This window comes from Sphingomonas sp., assembly GCF_035758555.1.
Taxonomy (GTDB): domain Bacteria; phylum Pseudomonadota; class Alphaproteobacteria; order Sphingomonadales; family Sphingomonadaceae; genus Sphingomonas_B.
Genome location: NZ_DASTXI010000113.1, coordinates 1 through 8,476 on the forward strand (window position 1 = coordinate 1; position 8,476 = coordinate 8,476).

The window sequence follows — 8,476 nt, forward strand, 5'->3', positions numbered from 1 at the left end:
GCCAGATCGACATCGATCAGCGCCGGCGTCGGCAGCTCGGCACCGCCGGGCCCGAGCCAGGGCTCCAGCAGCTTCGCTATCTCGTCGTCGCCGATGCGGCGCACGTTGGTCACGCCGGGAAAAGCGCGCGACGCCTTCACCGCCGCTTCCGCCTGCGCATCGCGCACGACGCGGTCGGCCTCGACCACCTGAATCGTCACCCGCCCCGCAATCTGCTCGCCCAAAGCGCGCGCGGACCCCGCCAGCGCCAGCCCGGCGGCGGCGGCGAGCACGGTCAGGAACACCATGATCGCGATCACCCACGGCATCGGGCCGGCGGCGCGCCCTTCCGGCAGCAGCCGCCGCTCGGCGGGCGTGAAGGCGAAGGCCACCGTCATGCGGGCACGCGCGGCGGGTAGCGCAACGCGCCGGTCGGATCGTCGAGCCGGCCGCGCTCCAGCCGCATGATCGAGGCATTGGGGACGCGCGAGACAAGGTGCATGTCGTGGGTCGCGACAACCACTGTCGTGCCGAATTTGTTCAACGCGTCGAACAGATGCAGCAGCCGCGTCGCCATGTCGGGGTCGACGTTGCCGGTCGGTTCGTCGGCAACCAGCATCTCGGGCTGACCTATCACCGCGCGGGCGATCGCGACCCGCTGCTGCTCGCCGCCCGACAGGGTCGCGGGCCGCGCGCTCGCCCGGCCCGCCAGGCCCACCCAGGCGATCATCTCGCCCACCCGGTCGGCGATCTCGGTCTCGTCGACGCCAGCCACGCGCAGCGGCAGCGCGACATTGTCGAAGGCCGACAGGTGCGGCACGAGGTGGAAGTCCTGAAACACGACACCGATCCGCCGCCTGAGCGCCGGCAGCCCTTCGCGCGGCATCGTCACCACGTCCTCGTCGAACAGACGGATCAGTCCGCGGCTGGGACGCTGGGCCAGATAGAGCAATTTCAGCAGCGACGTCTTGCCCGCGCCCGACGCGCCGGTCAGGAAATAGAAGGCGCCCGGCGCCAGCGTGAAGCTGATGTCCGAAAGGGTTTCCGCGCCCATGCCATAGCGCAGACCCACATTTTCGAACTGCACGATGCTTGCCACCGCCCTCGCTTTCACCCCTTTCATGACGCCATCGCATGCCGTCGCGGCTCACGTAAAGGACCGTGCTTGCGCGGCGAGTCGCGAGACGTTTAGAAGACGTTAGGGAAGGGGCCGCGCCAGATGATCCTCGAATGTCCAGCGTGCCGCACGCGCTATACCGTCCCCGACGACGCGGTCGGCGTCAACGGCCGCGCGGTCCGGTGCGCCAAATGCGGGCATAGCTGGCACCAATGGCCGCCTGAGCATGAGCCGGAAGCCGTGCCGTCCGGCCGGCTTTCGGAGACGGCCGAGCCCGAGGTTTCGGCCCCTCCCCCGGACGCCGACGTGCCGGTTCCAAGCGAGACGGACGACGCGGCCTATGGCGATTACGACGACGACACGCCGTCGCGCCGCAACCCTGCGCTGCGCTGGACGATCATTGCCGCGGTGATCGGCGTGCTGCTGCTCGCCGCCATCGCCGCACTCCAATTCGTCGGGCTCGACCGGGTGCGCGCCCAGTTGGGCATGGCGGAGCGCGGCTCGTCGGCGGCGCTGCTGCTCGAAGTCCCGCGCAAGCCCGAGCGGCGCGCGCTCGCCAGCGGCAATGAGCTGTTCGCGCTGACCGGCCGTATCGTGAACCCGACCCGCGAGCGCCAGCACGTGCCCGACATCCAGGCCGAGCTGCAGGATGCACAGGGCCGCGTCGTCTATAACTGGATCATCACCCCGCCCTCCCGCACGCTCGCGCCCGGCGCCTCGACCCAGTTCGACGCCGCCGTCTACGACGTGCCGAAAGGCGCGCGCGAGCTGAAGCTCAGCTTCGTCGGCGAGCCGTCGTAACCGGCACGCAGAGCGCTGTTGCGGGCGCCGGAACCCTCTGCTAGGGGCACCGCCTTGCCAGCGCCGGACCCGTCCGGTGAAGTGTCTCGAGTGCGGTCGTGGCGGAACTGGTAGACGCGCAACGTTGAGGTCGTTGTGTCCGAAAGGACGTGGAAGTTCGAGTCTTCTCGACCGCACCAGACAGGATTTCTTGCAAGCTGAGAGACAGTTAACCGCGCGCATGCCGCGGAAAATCCACTAGCGCAGGCAAAGCTTTGCCCGTTACAACCCTCTGCACAGGGGGTTGCCATGGCCGTTCGCTTATCGTTGTTCGTCGGACTGTCTCTGCTCGCGCTGGCCGGGCGCGCGGCGGCTGAGGACAAGCCGATCATCGCGCCGACGCCGGACTGGGTGAAGCCGGTCAAGCCCGCGACAGCGGTCGCCGGCAATGACGGCGCGGCCGTCAGCATCCTGCTGTCCGACCAGCAGATCCTGTTCGAGCCGGGCAGGCAAACCAGCTATTTCGCCAATGCGATCAAGATCCAGACGCCGCAGGGGCTTGCCGCCGGAAATGTCTCGCTGCCGTGGCGGCCGGACACCGACACGCTGAAGGTCCATTCGCTGCTGATCCGGCGCGGGGACAAGGTCATCGACGTGCTCGGCAGCGGCCAGACCTTCACGGTCGTCCGGCGGGAGCCCAATCTGGACAGCGCGACGCTGGACGGCGTGCTCACAGCCAATATCCAGCCGGAAGGGCTGCAGGTCGGCGACGTGCTGGAAATCTCCGGCTCGATCACCTCGTCCGATCCGACGCTCAAAGGGCATGTCGAGCAAGTCGCAGGCGCCTGGAATCCGGTGCCGATCGGCGTTGCGCATCTGAGGATGCAGTGGCCGAGCGCAATGCCGATCCGGCTGCGCGGCACCGAGGTTCTGCCTGCGCTCAAGACGGTCAAATCCGGCGCAATGACAATCGCCGAGCTGACGCTTGAACAGACCAAGCCGTTTCAGCCGCCCAAAGGTGCGCCGGCCCGCTTCGGCGTCGGCCGGCTGGTGGAGGCGTCGGATTTCAAGGACTGGTCGGAAGTCTCCGCCCTGATGGCGCCGCTCTTCGTCAAGGCGGCGCAGATCGCCCCCGCCAGTCCGCTGGCGACGGAGCTGGCCCGCATCAAGGAAACGGCATCCACGCCAAAGGCCCGCGCGGAGGCGGCACTGGCGCTGGTGCAGCAACGCGTCCGCTACGTCGCCTTGCAGCTCGGCACCGGCAACTACGTCCCGGCCGATGCGGAGACGACCTGGTCGCGACGGTTCGGAGACTGCAAGGGCAAGTCGGCGCTGCTGCTCGCCCTGCTGCACGGTCTCGGGATCGAGGCGGAGCCGGTGCTGGTCAGCACCGTGCTCGGCGACGGGATGGACCAGCGGCTGCCGATGGTCGAGCTGTTCGACCATGTGATCGTCCGCGCGACGATCGGCGGCAAGACCTATTGGCTGGACGGCACGCGGCTGGGCGACACCGATCTCGACCGCATCCAGACGCCGGCATTCGGCTGGGTGCTTCCGTTGCAGGAAAGCGCAGCCAGGCTGACGCGGCTCGTGCCGCCTCCGCTCGACCTGCCGCAGGACGATCTCGCGATCCGCATCGACGCATCGGCCGGGCTGTCGCTGCCGGCGCCGACGCACATCGAATGGCTTTATCGCGGCGACACCGCGATGGGCGTGAACCTGGCGCTGTCGAACCTGACGCCGGAGCTTCGCGACCGCGCGCTCAAGGATTTCTGGAAGAAGAATTTCGACTTCATCGAGGTCAAGAGCACCGGCTCCGCCTTCGACCCCAAGACCGGCGAAATGCGCGTGACGCTGGATGGAACCGCCAACATGGACTGGTCGGGCGACCGATATGAGACCGACCGCACCAGCATCGGCTATTCAGCGGACTTCTCGCGCGATCCCGGCCCGTTCCGCGACGCCCCCTATGCGGTCGCCTATCCCTATTATTCGCGCACTGTCGAGACGATCATCCTGCCCCCGGACAACACCGACTATCACGCCGGCGACAGCGCTAACCTCAACGAAACGATCGCGGGCATCGCCTACCAGCGCAAGGCTGGCCTGAAGGGAAATGTCTTCACGATCGAGAAAACCGAACGCAGCGTGGCCCCGGAGTTCGCGGCGTCGCAAGCCGCGGCCGCACAGGCACGGCTGCGCGCGCTCGGCGATACGGCGATCTATCTGACGAAGCCGCAGGGCTATGTCCGCACGCGGGCCGAACGCGATGCAGTGCTGAAGGAAGCGCCGACGACGGCCAGCGGGTTCATCGACCGCGGCGTGCTGCTGATGGACGACCGTCGCTATGACGAGGCGATCGAGTCATTCACGCGCGCGGCAGCGATCGAGCCCAAGAACGCCTGGCCGCTCGCGAATCGCGGCCTCGCCTACGCGTGGAATGGGAACGCTGCCGCGGCCAAGGCCGACCTGGACGCTGCGGCGGCGATCGAGCCGAAGAATATCGTGATGCTTCACGGACGCGCGATCCTGGCCGACAATGCGAAGGATCGCGCCGGAACGATGGATGCGCTGAACCAGGCCCTCGCAGTCGACCCCAAGGACCTGTTCGCGCTGAACGCGCGCGCCCGCACCTATTGGGACACAGGCGATTTCGAACGCGCGCTGCCCGATGCCGACGCGATCATCGCGCTGCGGCCGGACAAGATCGAGACCTACCTGTTGCGCGCGAACCTCTATCGCCGGCTCGGCAAGACCGAGGACGCGCTGGCCCAGGCCGCGCTGGTCACGAAGGCCAATCCCGACCAATCCTATGCCCATGTCGTCGCGGCACGGATTCTCGAAACCTATGGCAAGCAGCCGGAGGCGATGGCCGAACTCGATCGCGCGATCGCGATCGGGCCCGAGGCCTATATCTACCTCAACCGCGCGCTCAGCCGGCCTAAAGCGGATCGCGCCGGGCGTGCCGCAGATCTGGACGCAGCGCTGAAGCTCGACCCGAAAATGGCCGAGGCGATCGTCGCCAAGGCCGATCTGGCGGCAGAATCGGGCGATATGGCGGGGGCAATCGCTGCCTACACGGCCGCGCTGAAGGAAAACCCGTCCGATAGCGACCTGCTCACCGCGCGCGGCATCCTCTACGCCAAGGCCGCCCAACAGGCACTTGCCGCCAAGGACTTCGCCGCAGCGCGCGCGGCGGCAAAGGACGCAACCGCCCTGAACAACATGTGCTGGCGCAAGGCGACGGCAGGAATCGGGCTCGAATCGGCGCTGCTCGACTGCAATGCGGCGCTTGAGAAGGTGCCGGGCTCGCCGGCCTATCTGGACAGCCGCGGCCTCGTCCTGCTCCGGCTCGGCAAGCTCGACGACGCGATCAAGGACTATGACTCCGCCCTCGCGCAAAGCAGCCAGATGCCGACGTCGCTCTACGGCCGCGCAATCGCGTGGAGCCGCAAGGGCGATCGCGCCCGTGCGATCAAGGACCAGGAACTGGCCGTGAAGATCGACCCCAAGGTCGAGCAGCGCTTCGACGAGTTCGGCGTGAAGTTCTAGGCTGCCAGATCCTCGAGCGAGCCGCTCGCCTCCAGCCAGATCGCTTCCGTCGCTTCGATCTGCGTCTCGACGCGGGCGCGTTCCTTCATCAGCTCGGTCATCGAGCGACTCGCAAGCCTGGCATCCGCCGCTTTCGGGTCGAACATCGCGAGATCGATCGCGCTCCGTTCGCCGGTGAGGCGGGCGAGCTCGGCCTCGGCCTGCCGGACGCGATTGCGCAGCGCCTTCGACTGCTCGCGCGCTTCGGCGGCCGCGCGGCGGGCGTCCTTCCGATTCGCCTTCGCTTCCGCCTTGCCCTCGGCGGCAGGATCGCCGGCAAGGATCAGCGCAACATAGTCGTCGAGCGAACCGTCGAACTCGCGCGCGGTGCCCTGATCGACCAGCACCAGCCGGTCGGCGGTCATTTCCAGCATGTGCCGGTCGTGGCTGACGATCAGCACGGCGCCCGCATAGCCGTTCAGCGCCTGGATCAGCGCCTCGCGCGCGTCGACGTCGAGATGGTTGGTCGGCTCGTCGAGGATCAGCAGATGCGGCGCGTCGCGGGTGATCAGCGCCAGCGCCAGCCGCGCCCGCTCGCCGCCCGAAAGCCGGCCGACCTCGGTCGTCGCCTTGGGGCCGGAAAAGCCGAAGCGGCCGAGCTGCGCGCGGACCGCCGACGGCGTCGCCTTGCCCATCGCGCGCGTCATGTGCGCGAGCGGCGTGTCGGCGGGGTCGAGCTCCTCCACCTGATATTGCGTGAAATAGCCGACGCGCATCTTGCCCGATGCCGCCATCGATCCGCCCATCGGCGCGAGCTGCGCCGCGAGCAGGCGGGCGAGCGTGGTCTTGCCGTTGCCGTTGCGGCCGAGCAGCGCGACCCGGTCATCGGGATCGATGCGCAGGTTGAGCCGCTTGAGCACGGCCACGTCGCCATAGCCGACCTCCGCCAAATCGAGCGCGATCAGCGGCGGGCGCAGCGGATCGGGGCTCGGGAAATCGAAGCTGAGGCTCGGATCGTCGAGCAGCTCCGCGATCGGCTGCATCCGCGCCAATGCCTTGACCCGCGACTGCGCCTGCTTGGCGGTGGAGGCGCGGGCGGAGTTGCGGGCGATATAGTCGAGCAATTTCTCGCGCTCGGCCTGCTGTTTCGCGCGCGCGGAGGCGAGCTGCGCCTGGCGCTCGGCGCGCTGGCGCTCGAACGCGTCGTAGCCGCCGGGGTAGAGCGTCAGCTTGCCGCGATCGAGGTGCAGGATGTGGTCGACGACGTTGTTCAGGAAATCGCGCTCGTGGCTGACGATCAGGATCGTTGCCGGATAGGATTTCAGGAAATCCTCGAGCCACAGCACCGCTTCGAGGTCGAGGTGGTTCGACGGCTCGTCGAGCAGCAACACGTCCGGCGCGGAAAAGAGCAGCGACGCGAGCGCAACACGCATCCGCCAGCCGCCCGAAAAGCTGTCGAGCGGGCGCTGCTGCGCCTCCTGATCGAAGCCGAGGCCGACCAGGATGCGTGCAGCGCGGGCCGGCGCGGAGTGGGCCGAGATCGCGTTCAGCCGCTCGTGAACTTCCCCGAGGCGGTCGGGATCATGGCTGATCTCCGCTTCCTCCAGCAGCCGCGCGCGCTCGGTATCGGCGGCAAGCACCGTCTCCAGTGGCGTCGCGCTGCCCGCGGGCGCTTCCTGCGCGATATAGCCGAGCCGGGTGCCGCGCGGCATGTCCGCGCTGCCCATATCCGGCTCCAGCATGCCGGCGATCACGCGCACCAGCGTCGTCTTTCCGGCGCCGTTGCGGCCGATCAGGCCGACGCGGCTTTTCGGCGGCAGCGCAGCGGTCGCGCCGTCGAGGATCGTGCGCCCGCCCAGGCGAACGGTGATGTCGGACAGGTTCAGCATGAAGGCCGGCCCCTTAGCATTGGGGGCTCACAGGCCCAAGCCCATGCGTTAAAGGCGGCTGAAACATGATTTGCAGAGGGATCAAATGCCGAAATCGATCGACCTGAAGCTGACCGAGGACGAAGCCGAGATCGTCGTCGACGCGCTGGACGCGGACCTGGAAGGCTATCTCGAATCCGCAAAGGAAGCCCGCGGCAACAACCGCCGCGCCGAGGTCGCCACGTTCGAGGAAGCCGCGGGCCGGATCAGGGCCGTTCTCGAAAAGGTCCGTGCCCTGCTCGACTAGCGCAGCTTCGCGATCGACAGGCCGTCGAGCTTGGCGCGGTCCTTGACCGATTCCTCGCTGCGGGTCAGCGCCTTGGCGATCGCCTTCAGCGCCATGCCCTTCTTCGCCAGCGTGTGAAGCTTCTGGATTTCGTCCGGCCGCCAGGGCTGCCGGTGCCGCTCGAACCGCTCGCTCATGCCTTTTCCCTCCGCGCCGGCTTCCTGCCATGCGCGAAGGGTTTTGGCTTGTAGGTTCTGCGTTGCGGCTGGTGCTTCATCGGGCCGCCCTGCACGAGGGCGAGACCAATGTTGCTTTCATCGTCGCCCTTGCCCGCCGTGCGCTTCCACGACGCCACGAACTTGTCGGCGACCGCGCGCGGCACGTCGAACTGGGTCTCCGCCGGGCCGATCCGGATCGCGCCGACCTCCGCCTTGGTGATGTGCCCGCGTCGGCAGAGCAGCGGCAGGATCCAGCGCGGATCGGCATTGTGGCGCCGCCCGACATCGATCCGGAACCAGATCGTGTCCTCGAACCCGGCGCGATGGCCACGGTCGTCCCGACGCTCGGCCGGCGCGCTGTGGCCAACCAATTCTTCCGGCTCCGGCAACGCAGCGCGATGGGCGCGGACCAGCGCCGCGGCAATGTCCTCCGGACTGCGCTCGGCGATCAACCGTCCGGCGATCGCGCGATCCTCCTCGTCGATCTCGACCGGCTCCAGCAATGCAGCGATCAGCCGCTCGCGGTCTTGAAGACGAATGGCTTCGGGCGTCGGCGGATCGATCCAGCGCGCCTGGATGCGAGCGCCGCGCAGCATCATCTCGACCCGGCGGCGGCGCTGGAACGGCACGACCAGCACGGCCGTCCCTTTCTTGCCCGCGCGCCCGGTCCGGCCGGATCGGTGCTGCAGCGTTTCGG

At 68.1% G+C, this 8,476-nt stretch carries 7 protein-coding genes, 1 tRNA gene and 1 pseudogene; 4 read left to right on the forward strand and 5 right to left on the reverse strand.

From position 1 onward, the window contains the following. Together VFT73_RS06865 and ftsE are read right to left on the reverse strand one after the other, a co-directional pair. A pseudogene (locus VFT73_RS06865) lies at positions 1-377 on the reverse strand (cell division protein); the annotation flags it as partial. Further along, complete coding sequence (gene ftsE / locus VFT73_RS06870) at positions 374-1,078, reverse strand: cell division ATP-binding protein FtsE (protein WP_326409443.1); 705 nt, start codon at positions 1,076-1,078, stop codon at positions 374-376. The gene ftsE and the pseudogene VFT73_RS06865, both read right to left, overlap by 4 nt. Positions 1,079-1,198: 120 nt before the next feature. Between ftsE and VFT73_RS06875 the strand changes: the two genes are divergently transcribed. From VFT73_RS06875 to VFT73_RS06885, 3 genes are all read left to right on the forward strand, one after another. Further along, positions 1,199-1,897, forward strand: coding sequence for an MJ0042-type zinc finger domain-containing protein (locus VFT73_RS06875; protein WP_326409444.1), 699 nt, complete (start codon positions 1,199-1,201; stop codon positions 1,895-1,897). Positions 1,898-1,989: 92 nt separating this feature from the next. Then, positions 1,990-2,076 (forward strand) — tRNA-Leu (locus VFT73_RS06880). A 109-nt stretch (positions 2,077-2,185) separates the two neighbouring features. Beyond that, positions 2,186-5,428 (forward strand): DUF3857 domain-containing protein, encoded by a 3,243-nt coding sequence (locus tag VFT73_RS06885; protein WP_326409445.1) that lies wholly within the window; start codon positions 2,186-2,188, stop codon positions 5,426-5,428. Here the strand turns inward: VFT73_RS06885 and VFT73_RS06890 are convergent. Next, positions 5,425-7,296, reverse strand: a complete 1,872-nt coding sequence (locus tag VFT73_RS06890) for an ABC-F family ATP-binding cassette domain-containing protein (protein WP_326409446.1) — start codon at positions 7,294-7,296, stop codon at positions 5,425-5,427. The genes VFT73_RS06885 and VFT73_RS06890 overlap by 4 nt on opposite strands. An 85-nt stretch (positions 7,297-7,381) precedes the next feature. Here VFT73_RS06890 and VFT73_RS06895 point away from each other — a divergent pair, with 85 nt between their 5' ends. After that, on the forward strand, positions 7,382-7,582 hold the full coding sequence (locus VFT73_RS06895) for a hypothetical protein (protein WP_326409447.1): 201 nt from the start codon (positions 7,382-7,384) through the stop codon (positions 7,580-7,582). Here the strand turns inward: VFT73_RS06895 and VFT73_RS06900 are convergent. Further along, positions 7,579-7,758: a hypothetical protein gene (locus VFT73_RS06900; protein ID WP_157026586.1), complete on the reverse strand. Its 180-nt coding sequence runs from the start codon at positions 7,756-7,758 to the stop codon at positions 7,579-7,581. The two genes, VFT73_RS06895 and VFT73_RS06900, sit on opposite strands and share 4 nt — an antisense overlap. Continuing rightward, on the reverse strand, positions 7,755-8,476 hold a 722-nt coding region (locus VFT73_RS06905; protein WP_326409448.1), incomplete at its 5' end, for a DEAD/DEAH box helicase. The genes VFT73_RS06905 and VFT73_RS06900, both read right to left, overlap by 4 nt.